Genomic DNA, 14,113 nt, shown 5'->3' with positions numbered 1-14,113 from the left:
CGTGAGGCCGTCGCGCTTCCGCGCAAAACTGCACATCGAACATGCGTTGATCCGGGCCTTTTTGCGGGTAACACTCAATGCCCTCGCTCTCCCTCGCGATGCACAATTGGCCTTCCGAATCGCTTTCATGGCGCTTCGTCTTTGTCTCATAGCGCCATCCCACGGAGGAGACCTTCGATATGCCTACCCAACCAACGCACACCGGGCCGCAGATCGAACCACGCGACGGTTTGTCGTACGTTCGCGGCTCGACTGACATTCCACTCAGCGACGCCACCGTTTCCCGTTTCCTGCGCGCTACGGCCGCGAAATATCCCGATCGTCCTGCGGTGATTTTCCGCGAGCAAAACATCCGTTGGACCTGGCGGGAATTCGCCGATGAAGTCGATGTCCTCGCGTCGGGTTTGCTCAAGCTTGGTGTTACAGCGGGCGATCGCGTAGGCATCTGGTCGCCGAACCGCGCCGAATGGCTGCTGACGCAATTCGCCACCGCGCGAATGGGCGCGATCCTCGTGAATATCAACCCGGCATATCGGCTGGCCGAGCTCGAGTACGCGCTGAACAAGGTCGGCTGCAAGGCGCTGATCGCGGCGGAACAATTCAAGACATCGAAGTATCTGGAGATGCTGCAAGCGTTGTTAGAGCCGGAACTTGCCACCGCCGAACCTGGCGCACTCAACGCAGCGCGTTTCCCCGATTTAAAAGCCGTGATCCGAATGGGCGAGGGCGCCACCTCCGGCATGCTGCGTTTTCCCGACGTGATGGCGCGCGGCCGGGATGGACTCGACACAGCGCAACTCGACGCGCTGGAATCGGCGCTCACCGACCACGATCCCATCAATATCCAGTTCACGAGCGGCACCACCGGCAATCCCAAAGGCGCCACGCTCACGCATCACAATGTGGTGAACAACGGCCGTTACATCGCGCACTCGATGTTGCTCACCGAGCAGGATTCGCTGTGCATTCCCGTGCCGCTGTATCACTGCTTCGGCATGGTGCTGGCGGTGCTTGCGTGTGTATCCGTGGGCGCTGCGATGGTGTTCCCGGGCGAAGCGTTTGATCCCGCCGCCACGCTCGCTGCCGTCGATGAAGAGCGTTGCACCGCATTGCACGGTGTACCGACGATGTTTATCTCGGAACTCGATCTCCCGAACTTCGATAAGTACGACCTGAGCCGTTTGCGTACCGGGATCATGGCGGGTTCGCCGTGCCCGATCGAAACGATGAAAAAGGTCGTCTCGCGGATGCATCTGCGCGAAGTCACGATCGCATACGGAATGACCGAGACGAGCCCGGTGTCGTTTCAAAGCTCGACCACCGATCCCCTCGATAAACGCACGACGACTGTCGGTCAGATCCAGCCTCATCTGGAGGTGAAGCTGGTTGATCCGATGGGCGAAATCGTCCCGGTTGGTGAGACCGGCGAACTCTGCACGCGCGGTTATTCAGTAATGAAAGGATATTGGGGCGACGAAGAAAAAACGCGCGAAGCGATTATCGATGGCTGGATGCATACCGGCGATCTCGCCACCCTCGACGCCGAGGGATATTGCAATATCGTCGGACGATTAAAGGATATGTTGATTCGCGGTGGCGAAAACATTTATCCGCGGGAGATTGAAGAATTCCTGTTCCGGCACCCGAAGATTCAATCAGCCCAGGTATTCGGTGTTCCAGATAGTAAATACGGCGAGGAAGTATGCGCGTGGATTGTTCTGCGCCAGGGAGAGTACGCGACGACAGAAGACATTCGCGAGTTTTGCCAAGGACAGATAGCGCACTACAAGATTCCGAAGCATATCCGCTTTGTCGATGAGTTGCCGATGACGGTCACCGGCAAGGTCCAGAAGTTCATCATGCGAGCAAAGATGATCGAGGAACTGAAGCTATCGGAAGCTAAAACCGCGTAATTACTGGTAAGTTCAACATATCCACAACTAAAAATGGCCGCCGGAATAATCTCGGCGGCCATTTAAGTTGTTACGCAAACGTTTGTACAGGACAAAAAAAAGCGGGCCTGGAGCCCGCTAAAAACCACACGCTACGGGGTTAGCGCGAGGAGACCAAGGGTGGGACCGGCCGATATGATTTCATCAGCCAACGACCCCAACAAACATGTCCCTGAAGCTGGGATTCGGCACTATGCCGACCATCGAATGCAACTCAACGTTGTAATTCACCAACGCTGCACTCGATCACATCCGTGTTGAGACCGTTGAAGTGATTGTGGGCGAATAATCCGGGTGTCACCGTAACAAAGTGTTTCAGGTTGTAACCCCTGACGAACGAGGTTCGGCGATTAATCTGTCCAAATTTTGTCGATTATGGTGATTTACAAGTCGATATTTCGGCGCGTTTTAGAAATGCTTGCGCAGCCAAGCGCGATATGTAGATTTTAAGGACAATCAAAATCCGTCGCCGACCGGGCGGCGAATTGCACTGGAGACAAGCGCATGACCATCGACGCAGACCTTCTCGCCTATTACGCCAAGGTTGCGGCAGCGTTCCCCGAACAGCCGGCAGATGCCGATCCCTTAGCCATTCGACGCCAATTCCAGAATGTCGCGCGTGAGTTTGCGGCGCCGCGCCCGCTGGGAGTGGATGTTGAAGACACAGCCTTGCCGCTTGACGGACGTACGCTGCGGGCGCGGGTTTACCGGCCGGCAGGGGCCAGGAAGCCGTTGCCTCTCGTGGTCTATTTTCATGGCGGCGGGTGGGTGGTCGGCGACCTGGAGACGCACGACCTGATGATCGCGCGATTCGCGCTGGATTCGCATTGCGCGGTCGTGAGCGTGGATTACCGGATGGCGCCGGAGCATCCGTTCCCCGCGCCCGTTGACGACGCGCTCGATGCGCTGCTGTGGCTCGCCGAGCATCGTTCGCGTCTGGGCTTTGCGACCAGCCGGCTGGGCGTGGCCGGCGACAGCGCGGGCGCCCATCTCGCGGCCGTGACTGCGCGTGCTGCGAACGATCGCGTAGCCGGCCTGGTCACGGCGCAACTGCTGATCTATCCGGTGGCGCGCTGCCGTTTTGAGGGCGGCAGCTTTACGGCGAATGCGGAAGGGCCGGGCTTGACCACCGAGGAAATGCGCTTTTACTGGGCTCAATTCCTGACTGCCGAACCGCCCGCCGATGACGATGTGCGTGCTTTCCCGCTGGCGCAGTCCTGCGATCGTACGCCGGCGCGGGCGTTGATCGTTGCCGCAGCCTACGATCCGCTCTACGACGACGCCCACGAATTTGCGCGTTTCTTGGAAGCGAATGGCGGGCGCGCCGAGGTAATTGACGCACACGACATGACGCATGGCTTTGGCCGGATCCAGGCGCATTCAAAAGCGGCTGCGGCCTGGATGAAAAAAACGTCGGAACGCTTCGGTGAATTGTTACACGCAGTGCGTTGACTTTTCGATATCGACCGACATCAGCTTACGTATAAATTACGAATAGTTGTCAATCTGCTGAATTCGAAGCGTTCACTAGCCGATGCGCGCAAAAGGCGGCCCGACCGGGCCGCCTTCGCCCCCTATTTCAGCCATTTATCGAGAACTGCCTGGAACTCGCCTGTCGAGCGCGATAGGTGCAGCCATTGATCGACATATTGCTGGAACACCCCATCTCCGCGCGGCAGCAAATACGCTTTTTCTCCAAACTGGAACGGCTTGTCCGGATGGACCGAACACAAGCCGGGATTCAGCTTTTGCTGAAGTAGTGTTTCGGAGGCGTCGGTAACCATCACGTCGGCCTGACCGTCGAGGATTTGCTTGAAGATGGTCACGTTATCGGGGTATTCGATCAGTTGCGAGTGCGTGAAGAACTGCTTCGCAAACTTCTCGTTCGTACCGCCCGGATTGACGATGGTGCGTACGCCCGGTTGATCGATTTGCGCGACGGTCTGGTATTTATCGACGTCGGCGCAGCGGACGATCGGTGTCTTGCCGTCGACCATGTACGGCTCGGTGAAGAACGCGCGTTTCTGGCGTTCGAGCGAGGTCGACACCCCGCCGACCGCAATATCACACTTCGCGACGAAATCGTTCATCAGGTTCGACCACGATGTCTTGATGAACTCGGCTTTGACGTTCATCGACTGGGCGAGGTTTTGCGCGGCATCGATGTCGATGCCTTCGAACTGGCCGTCCGGCCTCAGGAACGAGTACGGCTTGTAGTCGCCTGTTGTGCAAACGCGCAGCGTGCCGCGGGCGAGGATTTCGTCGAGTCTCGATGGAGCGGCCGCTGTGCTGGCAGGTTGCGTCGCGCCGGGAGCGGCGATGATGCTGCCGCCTTGTACGGTTTGCGCCTGCGCGCCGATGGCGAAGCCGAGCAGCAGCGCGCAAGCGCCCGTGCGAAAGACACCGCGAAGCAACGTGCAACCAGAGGCAAGAACTTTCATCGACACTCCTGGAAAGATTATTTCAGCCGCCGATGATATCGAAGCGGGGCGTCAATGGCACCCGGAATAAAAGCGTTGGCGGGGGCGCATCGACCCCGGCTCCGAACCCCGGCCGCTGCCCGAAAATCCCTGGCTCGCGAGTACGAACGCAAACCCCCGTCCGGTAGAATGCCCCTTTGCCCTACGCTCCAATCCCCGTGCCTTCCACACTCCTGAACGACACTTTCCTGCGCGCGCTGCAGCGCCAGCCCACGGATTACACGCCGATCTGGCTGATGCGTCAGGCGGGCCGCTACCTGCCCGAGTACAACGCCACGCGTTCGCGCGCCGGCAGCTTTCTCGGGCTCGCAACCAATCCCGACTACGCTACGGAAGTCACGCTTCAGCCGCTGGAACGCTTTCCTCTCGATGCCGCCATCCTGTTCTCGGACATCCTGACCATCCCCGACGCCATGGGCCTCGGCCTGAATTTCGTCCAGGGCGAAGGTCCCCGATTCGAGCGCACGGTCCGCACGGAAGAGGACGTCGCCAAGCTGCACGTGCCGGATATTGACGCCACGCTGCGCTATGTGACCGACGCGGTATCGCAAATTCGCCGCGCGCTAACCGACGCGCAAGGCCGTCAGAAAGTGCCGCTGATCGGCTTCTCGGGCAGCCCGTGGACGCTCGCGTGCTACATGGTCGAAGGTGGCGGCTCGCCCGATCACCATACGGTCAAGGCCATGGCTTACACACGGCCGGACCTGATGCATCGGATCCTCGATATCAACGCGCAGGCGGTCGTCGCTTATCTGAACGCGCAGATCGAAGCGGGCGCGCAAGCCGTGATGATCTTCGATACCTGGGGCGGTGCGCTGGCCGACGGCGCGTATCAACGCTTCTCGCTCGACTACATCGCGAAGGTGGTCGCGGGATTGAAGCGCGAACACGACGGCGTCAAGGTGCCGGTCATCACGTTCACGAAGGGCGGCGGCTTGTGGCTGGAACAGATCGCGGCAATCGGCGTGGACGCGGTCGGCCTCGACTGGACCGTGAACCTGCGGCAAGCGCGCGAAAAAGTGGGCGATCGGGTGGCGCTCCAGGGCAACATCGATCCGGCGGTGCTTTTTGCGTCGCCGGCCGTGATTCGTACCGAAGCGCGCGCCGTGCTCGACAGCTTCGGCAATTTCCCCGGCCATGTCTTCAACCTCGGCCACGGCATTTCGCAGTTCACGCGTCCGGAGAACGTGGCGGAACTGGTCGATGAAGTGCATCGTCACAGCCGCGCCATTCGCGCAAAGAACTGACGTTTGGTCAAAAAAGATTGCTGCGCTGCGTCATGAAAAGCTTACGTCAAACGTTTCCGTGGTCAGACAAAAGTGCCTCGAAATGCCCGCAGCTTGGCCCTTCGGCCAATGTCAAGAGTTGACTTATGCACATTTTGTTCGTTGCGGCGCGCCATGTTCAAATCAGACCTAAGCGCTATTCAGAAGGCATGTTGTGTGTCCTCAAATACATGATTAATAAGAGAAATTTGAGAGCAACCCGAAATGTGGGCTACCGCACACAACGAGCGAGATCGCCACTTTTTGTCCCTGTCAATCAAAGTTCTCAACAAAGTTATCCACAGGCCTGTGGAAAGCTTCGAAATCTCAAAATTAATCCACGGCTTAGCGGCGATTGTGATGTTTTACTTTAACTCTGTCCCGCGCAGCCGCATGTTCAGGTGGAACGGCAGCGCAGGCGTGGCTTGCGGTGGGTGCGTCAATTGAGCGTCTTCGTCCGGGTCGCGCTGGACCATCCTCTGCCGACGCTTTTCGACTATCGATACGATCTGGCTGCCATCCCGCTACCCGGCATGCTGGTACGAATTCCATTCGGAAGACGCGATGCGGTCGGCCTGATTTGCGAGGTCACGGACCACACCGACGTGCCGCCGGACAAGTTGCGCGACGTGGCCGCGATTTGCAGCACGCTCGCGCCACTCGCCGATGAATGGCGCGCGCTGACGCTGTTTGCGGCCGAGTATTACCAGCGAGGTCTGGGCGAAGTGGCGTTGCCCGCGCTGCCGCAGGTTTTGCGCGACGCCTCGCGCTGGGCGAAATTGCTGGCGCCGGAGGAGCGGTATCGGCTGATGCCGGACGGGCGCGCGAGTTTGCCCGATGCGTTGCCGCCACGCGCCACCGCGCTGCGCCGTCTCGCCGATGCCCTCGCCGCCCATCCCACGTTGCCCGCCGTTGAGGCGCGCGCGCTGCATCCGAAGGCGCGTGCGACGCTCGATGAATGGCAAACGCGTGGATGGATCGCGCTGGAAACCGGCGATACGCCGGAGCAGGACATCGCGCTCGCGCCCGCGGTAGAAAAGGCCGCGCTGCACGCACACGACGCGCTGTTGCCGCAATTGACCGCCGAGCAATCCGATGCCGTCGAGGCGATAACCGGCGCGGAAGGTTTCGCCGCGTTCCTGCTGCACGGCGTGACGGGCAGCGGCAAAACCGAGGTCTATCTCCACGCTCTGGCCGACTTGCTCGGTTCGCGACCCGACGCGCAAGCGCTCGTGCTCGTCCCGGAAATCAATCTCACGCCGCAGTTCGAAGCTGCGTTCCGCACGCGTTTCGCCGCGCTGCCGGAGGGCGCCATCGTAACGATGCATAGCGGGCTGGCCGAAGGAGAGCGCGCCCGAAACTGGCTCGCGGCGCACACGGGCCGTGCGCGGCTCGTACTGGGGACGCGGCTGGCGATCCTGGCGTCGTTGCCGAAGCTGGCGCTGATTGTGGTCGATGAAGAACACGATCCCGCTTACAAGCAGCAGGAAGGCTTGCGCTATTCGGCGCGTGATCTGGCGGTTTATCGGGCGAACAAACTGGAGATTCCGGTGGTGCTCGGGTCGGCGACGCCATCGCTGGAAAGCTGGTGGCAAGCAGAGCAGGGCCGATACACCAAGCTCACGCTCACTCGCCGAGCCGTGGCGACGGCGGTTTTGCCGAGCGTCCGGCTGATCGACCTGGAAGAGGAGCGGCAGCGCGGACGGGCGTCGGTGGAGGGATTGTCGGGACCGCTCATCGCCGCGATGAAAATGCGCCTCGAACGCGGCGAGCAAAGCCTCGTATTCCTCAACCGGCGCGGTTACGCCCCCATCCTTTCGTGTGACGCCTGCGGCTGGGTCGCCGGCTGTCCGCGATGCAGCGCGTATGTCGTGCTTCATAAACCCGAGCGCGCGTTGCGTTGCCACCATTGCGGCTGGGAATCGCGGATTCCCAAGTCCTGCCCGGACTGCGGCAACGTGGATATCGCGCCGATGGGCCGCGGCACGCAGCGCGTGGAAGAAACGCTCTCGACGGCTGTGCCCGGGGCGAGGGTGTTACGTATCGATGCCGACAGCACGCGGCGCAAGGGCAGCGCACAAGCGCTTTTCTCCGATGTCCACGCCGGCGAGGTCGATATCCTCGTCGGCACGCAGATGATCGCAAAGGGTCACGACTTTCAGCGCGTGACGCTGGTTGGCGTGCTCAACGCCGACACGGCGCTTTTTTCCCACGATTTCCGGGCAAGCGAGCGGCTTTTCGCCCAGTTGATGCAGGTTAGCGGACGGGCGGGGCGCGCCGGCTTGCCGGGCGAAGTGATGATCCAGACGCGCTATGCGCGGCACGCGCTTTATCACGCGCTGGCCCGGCATGATTACGTTGGATTCGCCAATTCCACGCTGGCCGAGCGCCGCGACGCGCATTTACCGCCGTTCGTCTACCAAGCGATGCTTCGTGCCGAAGGGCGCACGCTCGAGACCGCGCTGGACTTTCTGGCGGCTGCGGCAGCGGAATTTGCCGCGCTGGCGGGTGCCGAACGCGTGACCGTCTACGACGCGGTGCCGTTGACTATCGTGAAGGTGTTTAACGTGCACCGCGCGCAGTTGTTGCTGGAGTGTGCGTCGCGGGCCGTGTTGCAGAATGCGTTGCGGGCCTGGCAGCCGGCATTACGCAGTCTCAAGATAAAAGGCGTGATCCGATGGAACGTCGAAGTCGATCCGCTGGATATTTGAGCGCGCTTTTAGCTATTGCCGCGGTCCGAGCTTCGCACGCGCGCAACCGTCAGGCCGCCGACGGTCATGTCATTCCCATTGTCGCGGCTGTCATCTTCCGGACGCTCGACGTGCGGATGCGCGCCGCGAATGAAAAACACCACACACAGCGCAGTCAACGCCCAAATACTGCAAAAAATCATCCAGGTGCTCATGTCATCTTCTCCCCGAAACCGCGCGGCTGAATTGTAAGACGGCCCGCAGAGTTTCATCGCTGATTTGGCCGTACCAGTTCTTATCGGCAGCAGGCAGCGATTAATTAGGGGTGACCCCAAAATATTTGTCAGACAAGAAATCCTAGAGCACGCCCAGCCCAAACCGCCATCCACAATTACCCCTAATGCCTTGTTCTCAAAGGATTTTTGAAGGGTGCAACCCATCTTGAAATGTAGGTTGCACCTTTTTTAAGAGCGGGTTACGATTCGGCCACTTTTCAAGCTATCGCCGGTTCCGATTCCGGCAAGGACGGATATATGGCTAGCACCACCCTGGGCGTTAAAGTCGACGATCTGCTGCGCACCCGCCTGAGAGACGCCGCCACGCGGCTCGAGCGCACGCCGCACTGGCTCATCAAGCAAGCCATCTTCGCGTACCTCGAGCGCATCGAACATGGACAGTTGCCACCGGAACTGTCCGGTGCAATCGGTTCGGGCGATACGCTGGAATCCTCCGCGCACGCCGACGCTGAAGAAGACGGCGCGCCGCATCCCTTCCTCGATTTCGCCCAGAACGTGCAACCGCAATCCGTGTTGCGCGCCGCGATCACCGCTGCGTACCGGCGTCCGGAGCCGGAATGCGTGCCGTTTTTGATCGGTCAGGCGCGGCTGTCGGCCGGGGTTGCCGCCGAGACGAACGCCATGGCGACGAAGCTCGTTGAAGCGTTGCGCAAGAAGCAAACGGGCGGCGGTGTCGAAGGGCTGATCCACGAGTTTTCGCTGTCCAGCCAGGAAGGCGTCGCGCTGATGTGTCTCGCGGAAGCCTTGCTGCGCATTCCCGATCGCGCCACGCGTGACGCGCTGATACGCGACAAGGTCAGCAAGGGCGACTGGCGCTCGCACATGGGCCAGGCGCCGTCGCTGTTCGTGAACGCGGCGACGTGGGGCCTGATGATCACCGGCAAGCTGGTGACGACGAATAGCGAAGCGGGGTTGTCATCGGCGTTGACGCGCCTGATTGGCCGTGGCGGTGAACCGCTGATCCGCAAGGGCGTCGATATGGCCATGCGCCTGATGGGCGAGCAATTCGTCACGGGCGAGACGATTTCGGAAGCGCTGGCAAACAGCCGCAAGTTTGAAGCGCGTGGTTTCCGCTATTCCTACGACATGCTCGGCGAAGCCGCGACGACCGAAGAGGACGCGGTTCGCTATTACGCATCGTACGAACAGGCGATTCACGCGATCGGCAAGGCCGCCGGATCGCGCGGCATTTACGAAGGCCCGGGAATTTCCATCAAGTTGTCCGCGCTGCATCCGCGTTACTCGCGCTCGCAGCAGGAACGAACGATGAACGAGTTGCTGCCGCGCGTGAAAGCGCTGGCGTTGCTCGCGCGTCGTTACGACATTGGCTTGAACATCGATGCGGAAGAAGCCGACCGGCTGGAAATTTCGCTCGATCTGCTCGAAGCGCTGTGCTTCGATCCGGAACTGGCGGGCTGGAACGGCATCGGATTCGTGGTGCAGGCTTATCAAAAGCGCTGCCCGTTCGTTATCGATTATTTGATCGATCTGGCGCGACGCAGCCGTCATCGGATCATGGTTCGGCTGGTGAAAGGCGCTTACTGGGATTCGGAAATCAAGCGGGCACAAGTGGATGGTCTCGAAGGTTATCCGGTCTATACGCGCAAGATTTATACGGACATCTCGTACGTGGCCTGCGCGAAGAAACTGCTCGGCGCGCCCGATGCCGTCTATCCGCAATTCGCCACGCACAATGCGTTCACGCTGTCGGCGATCTATCATCTCGCCGGGGGGAATTATTACCCCGGTCAGTACGAGTTCCAGTGCCTGCACGGCATGGGTGAGCCGCTGTACGAAGAAGTCACCGGACGCGACAAACTCAACCGCCCGTGTCGCGTATATGCGCCGGTCGGCACGCACGAAACGCTGCTCGCGTATCTCGTGCGGCGCTTGCTCGAGAACGGCGCGAATACGTCGTTCGTGAACCGTATCGCCGATAAAACGATCCCGGTCAGTGATCTCGTGCAAGACCCTATCGATGAAGCGTCCAAGCTCACGCCGCTCGGTTTGCCGCACGCGAAAATCGCGCTGCCGCGTCAGTTGTTCGGCAGCGAGCGCCTCAATTCGATGGGCTTCGATCTGTCGAATGAGCATCGGCTGGCGTCGTTGTCGTCGGCGTTGCTCGCGAGCGCGAATCATCCGTGGCGCGCGGCTCCGATGCTCGAAGCTGCTGACGTCGTGGACGGCGTCGCACGCGATGTTCGCAATCCTGCCGATCTGCGCGATCTGGTCGGAACGGTGGTCGAGGCGACATCGGAGCAAGTGGCATTGGCTCTGAACAACGCCGTCGCCGCCGCGCCGATCTGGCAATCGACGCCCGTCGATGAACGCGCCGATTGCCTCGCTCGCGCAGCCGATCTGCTCGAAGCGCAGATGCATACTCTGATGGGTCTCGTCGTGCGCGAAGCGGGTAAATCGTTGGCGAATGCGGTGTCGGAGATTCGTGAGGCTATCGATTTCCTCCGTTATTACTCGGCGCAGATCCGCAGCGAGTTTTCCAACGATACGCACCGTCCGCTCGGCCCCGTGGTGTGCATCAGCCCGTGGAACTTCCCGCTCGCGATCTTCATGGGACAGGTCGCGGCTGCACTCGCTGCCGGCAATACGGTGCTCGCGAAGCCGGCCGAACAAACGCCGTTGATTGCAGCGCAAGCCGTGCGCATTCTGCGTGAATCCGGTGTACCAGCGGGCGCGGTGCAACTGCTGCCGGGCAATGGCGAAACAGTGGGCGCTGCATTGGTCGCCGATCCGCGCACACGCGCCGTGATGTTCACCGGTTCGACGGAAGTCGCACGCCTGATCAACAAGACGCTGTCCGAACGCCTCGACCCCGATGGCCGGCCGATTCCGCTGATCGCGGAGACGGGCGGACAGAACTCGATGATCGTCGATTCGTCGGCGCTGGCTGAGCAGGTGGTCGCGGACGTGCTGCAATCGTCCTTCGATTCCGCCGGCCAACGCTGTTCGGCGCTGCGCGTGTTGTGCCTGCAGGACGACGTCGCGGACCGCACGCTCGAAATGCTCACCGGCGCGATGCAGCAACTCGCGATGGGCAACCCCGACCGCCTCTCCACCGACGTCGGCCCCGTGATCGATGCCGAAGCGAAGCAAAGCATCGACGCGCACGTCGCGGCGATGCGCGAGAAGGGCCGCAACGTCGTGCAATTGCCCATGCCCGATGGCTGCGCACAAGGCACGTTCGTCCCGCCGACGCTGATCGAACTGGATTCCATCGATGAACTGAAGCGCGAGGTCTTCGGCCCGGTACTTCACGTAGTGCGGTATCGCCGGGCGCATCTTGATAAACTGCTCGACCAAATCAAGGCGACGGGTTACGGGCTGACGCTGGGCATCCATACGCGTATCGATGAAACCATCGCGCACGTGATCAGCCGGGCGCACGTGGGCAACATCTATGTGAACCGGAACGTGATTGGTGCGGTCGTCGGCGTTCAACCGTTCGGCGGTGAGGGTTTGTCGGGCACGGGACCGAAAGCGGGCGGCGCGCTGTATTTGCAGCGGCTGCTTGCCAAACGACCCACAGGCTTGCCGAAATCGCTGGAAAGCGGGCTGATCGTGGATCAGACGGCTGGAAATGCAACGCCGGCTGCGCTGACCGCGTTGCGCGACTGGGCGATCGCGGAGCGTGATCCGCAAACGGCGGCGCGTTGCGATGGCCATTTGCAGCACGTGATGGCCGGCGCGACCGCTGTGCTCGCTGGCCCGACCGGCGAGCGCAACACGTACACGCTCGGCGCACGCGGCACGGTGCTGTGCGTGGCGTCGACCGCAAGCGGTGCTCGCGCGCAACTTGCCGCTGCGCTCGCCACGGGCAATAAAGCGCTGTTTTCCGGCGCGGCCGGTGAACAACTCGTGGCTGCGTTGCCGGCGTCGATCAAGCCGTATGCATCGACGAGCAAGAGCACGGACGCGGCCTTCGATGCGGTCCTGTTCGAAGGCGACAGCGACGAATTGATGGCGTTGGTAAAAGATGTCGCGAAACGCCCGGGACCGATCGTCTCGGTGCAGGGTGTGCCGGCGGGAGCATTCGCCAGCGACGCTCACGATGGCGAGCAGGATTACGCGCTCGAACGGTTGCTGACGGAACGCTCGGTGAGCGTGAACACGGCGGCCGCGGGCGGCAATGCGAATTTGATGACGATCGGCTGAGCTGTATTCAGCGCGGCGGGTTGGCTCAAACAAACGGCAGCAAGCACGGCGATCCCGGCACACGCTGCCACTTACATGGGAATCAGGAGAGTTTATGGATTACACGATGAAGAAGCTGGCAGCAGCAATGCTGGTCGCTGGTGTGTCGGTTGCTGCAACAGCTCAGGCTCAAACCGCTGAAGACGTGAAGGTTGGATTCGCCGGCCCGATGACCGGCGCGCAAGCGCACTACGGCAAGGATTTCCAGAACGGCGTGGTGCTCGCAGTTGAAGATTTCAACGCGACGAAGCCCGTGATCGGCGGCAAGCCGATTCGCATCGTGCTCGATTCCGCCGATGACCAGGCCGACCCGCGCACCGGCACGACCGTGGCGCAAAAGCTGGTGGATGACAACGTCAAGGGCATGCTCGGTCACTTCAACTCGGGCACGACGATCCCCGCTTCGCGCATCTACGCGAACGCCGGCATTCCCGAAATCGCGATGGCGACAGCGCCGGAATACACGACGCAAGGTTACAAGACCGCGTTCCGCATGATGACCTCGGACACGCAGCAAGGCTCGGTAGCCGGCGAGTTCGCGGTGAAGACGCTGAAGATGAAGAAGATTGCGATCGTCGATGACCGCACGGCTTATGGCCAAGGTCTCGCCGACCAGTTCGAGAAGGCCGCGAAGGCATCGGGCGGCACGATCGTGGATCGTGAATTTGCCAACGACAAGGCTGTCGACTTCAAGGCAATCCTGACCAAGCTCAAGTCGATGAACCCGGACCTCGTGTATTACGGCGGCGCCGATTCGCAAGCCGGCCCGATGGTCAAGCAGATGAAGACGCTGGGCATGCGCGCGCCGTTGATGGCGGGTGAAATGGTCAAGACCGATACGTTCCTGAAGATCGCGGGCAACGCGGCTGACGGCACGGTGGCATCGCTGGCTGGTTTGCCGCTCGATGAAATGCCGGGTGGCGCGGCTTATGTTGCGAAGTACAAGGCGCGCTTCAACGAGGACGTGCAAACGTACTCGCCGTACGCGTATGACGGCGCAATGGCCATGTTCACCGCGATGAAGACCGCGAACTCGACCGATCCGGCGAAGTACCTGCCGCTGCTCGCCAAGACCGACATGCCGGGCGTGACGTCGAAGCAGCTCGCGTATGACGCGAAGGGCGATCTGAAGAACGGCGGGATCACGCTGTACAAGGTCGTCGACGGTAAGTGGACGACGCTGCAAAGCGTGGGTGGGAAGTAAGGTTGGTTTAGCTTTTA

8 protein-coding genes are annotated in these 14,113 nt (G+C 61.0%); 6 read left to right on the top strand and 2 right to left on the bottom strand.

The window, feature by feature from the left end; genetic code table 11:
* Positions 1 to 179: 179 nt before the first annotated feature.
* Together ACSOSP_RS13060 and ACSOSP_RS13055 are read left to right on the top strand one after the other, a co-directional pair.
* Complete coding sequence (locus ACSOSP_RS13060) at positions 180 to 1,913, top strand: AMP-binding protein (protein WP_455307233.1); 1,734 nt, start codon at positions 180 to 182, stop codon at positions 1,911 to 1,913.
* 543 nt (positions 1,914 to 2,456) lie between these two features.
* Positions 2,457 to 3,404, top strand: coding sequence for an alpha/beta hydrolase (locus ACSOSP_RS13055; RefSeq protein WP_455307231.1), 948 nt, complete (start codon positions 2,457 to 2,459; stop codon positions 3,402 to 3,404).
* Positions 3,405 to 3,526: 122 nt separating this feature from the next.
* Here ACSOSP_RS13055 and ACSOSP_RS13050 read toward each other — a convergent pair whose 3' ends face one another.
* Positions 3,527 to 4,393, bottom strand: a complete 867-nt coding sequence (locus ACSOSP_RS13050) for a transporter substrate-binding domain-containing protein (protein ID WP_455307229.1) — start codon at positions 4,391 to 4,393, stop codon at positions 3,527 to 3,529.
* A 197-nt stretch (positions 4,394 to 4,590) separates the two neighbouring features.
* Here ACSOSP_RS13050 and hemE point away from each other — a divergent pair, with 197 nt between their 5' ends.
* Positions 4,591 to 5,679: a uroporphyrinogen decarboxylase gene (gene hemE / locus ACSOSP_RS13045; protein WP_031364245.1), complete on the top strand. Its 1,089-nt coding sequence runs from the start codon at positions 4,591 to 4,593 to the stop codon at positions 5,677 to 5,679.
* 461 nt (positions 5,680 to 6,140) lie between these two features.
* On the top strand, positions 6,141 to 8,408 hold the full coding sequence (locus ACSOSP_RS13040; RefSeq protein ID WP_455307227.1) for a primosomal protein N': 2,268 nt from the start codon (positions 6,141 to 6,143) through the stop codon (positions 8,406 to 8,408).
* 8 nt (positions 8,409 to 8,416) lie between these two features.
* On the opposite strand, the gene ACSOSP_RS13035 is transcribed toward ACSOSP_RS13040, so the two are convergent.
* Positions 8,417 to 8,602 (bottom strand): hypothetical protein, encoded by a 186-nt coding sequence (locus ACSOSP_RS13035; RefSeq protein ID WP_455307225.1) that lies wholly within the window; start codon positions 8,600 to 8,602, stop codon positions 8,417 to 8,419.
* Between the two features lie 318 nt (positions 8,603 to 8,920).
* Between ACSOSP_RS13035 and putA the strand changes: the two genes are divergently transcribed.
* Positions 8,921 to 12,853: a trifunctional transcriptional regulator/proline dehydrogenase/L-glutamate gamma-semialdehyde dehydrogenase gene (gene putA / locus ACSOSP_RS13030; RefSeq protein ID WP_455307223.1), complete on the top strand. Its 3,933-nt coding sequence runs from the start codon at positions 8,921 to 8,923 to the stop codon at positions 12,851 to 12,853.
* Positions 12,854 to 12,947: 94 nt separating this feature from the next.
* Positions 12,948 to 14,096: a branched-chain amino acid ABC transporter substrate-binding protein gene (locus ACSOSP_RS13025; protein WP_455307221.1), complete on the top strand. Its 1,149-nt coding sequence runs from the start codon at positions 12,948 to 12,950 to the stop codon at positions 14,094 to 14,096.
* Positions 14,097 to 14,113 lie beyond the last annotated feature (17 nt).

The sequence above is a fragment of the Caballeronia sp. KNU42 genome (assembly GCF_053760385.1).
This window is presented reverse-complemented; position numbering and strand designations above follow the sequence as displayed.